Raw genomic sequence first — 1097 nt, forward strand, 5'->3', positions numbered from 1 at the left:
ACCTGTTTCCGCCTCGTAAAATGGCGGTATGCGTGAAAGCATGCATTTCCCTGGGAGGACCACCGGCTCAGCCGCAAGTCGCACATGACTCAAAACAACAGTTCCAAGGTTTTTACTTCGTACGCACAGAACTTCGAGGACGTAATGCTCTGGCGGGCGCTGAAGCACGTACCTGCGGGCGTCTACGTCGACATCGGTGCCCAGCACCCCGTGGTGGACTCCGTCAGCAAGGCGTTCTACGAGCAGGGGTGGCGCGGCGTGCATGTCGAACCTGTTCCGTACTATGCAGAATTGCTGAGACGGGACAGGCCCGACGAAGTCGTTCTGCAGGTTGCGCTTTCTGACGCGGCGGGCATCCTTGAACTCCACGTGATCGAGGATACGGGTCTCAGTACGGGTGTGAAGGCCTATGCCGACATCCATCAAGCCGAACATGGCTTTGCATACAAGACCGTACCGACGCCCATGCTGCCGATGAAGACCGCCTTGGCATCGCTGGACGGCCGCCCTGTGCATTGGCTGAAGATCGACGTCGAGGGACTGGAGGAAGAGGTGCTTCGAGGTTGGGACATCAAGACGCTGCGGCCCTGGATCATCGTGATCGAGGCCACCGTGCCGATGTCGACCGAACTCCACTACGACGGCGCCGAACGTATTCTGGTCGACGCCAGCTACCAATTCGCATACTTCGATGGGCTCAATCGTTTCTATGTAGCGGCCGAACATGCGGATCTTCTGCCGGCCTTGCGGATTCCGCCCAACGTTTTCGACTATGCCGAACTCAGCGGGTACTCGGGAACTTGGTGCAACGGTCTTATCGCACGCCATCAGGAGGCGCTGCGAGCCTGCACAGCTCAACTCGAGGCCGAACGCGCCGAGCGGGTCCAGATCGAACTCACAACCCGAGCCGAACTGAACAGCGTACGAACCGCACTTGATGATGCAAAGAACCGAGCGCATCAGGTCGCGATGCGCACTGTTGAGGCCGAGGCACGCGCCGCCATCGCCGAGGCAAGTGCCAATCACGCCAACGACCGGGCACTTGGCGCAGAAGCACGCGCAGTTGATGCAGAAACGCGCGCACTACAGGCAACGAA

The 1097-nt window shown here is 59.6% G+C and carries 1 protein-coding gene; it reads left to right on the plus strand.

From position 1 onward, the window contains the following. Positions 1-84: 84 nt before the first annotated feature. Positions 85-1097 (plus strand): FkbM family methyltransferase (locus ACSFA3_RS25295; RefSeq protein ID WP_435508084.1); only part of this gene is annotated, 1013 nt, incomplete at its 3' end.

It is taken from the genome of Variovorax glucosi (assembly GCF_051216695.1).
Lineage (GTDB): Bacteria > Pseudomonadota > Gammaproteobacteria > Burkholderiales > Burkholderiaceae_C > Variovorax.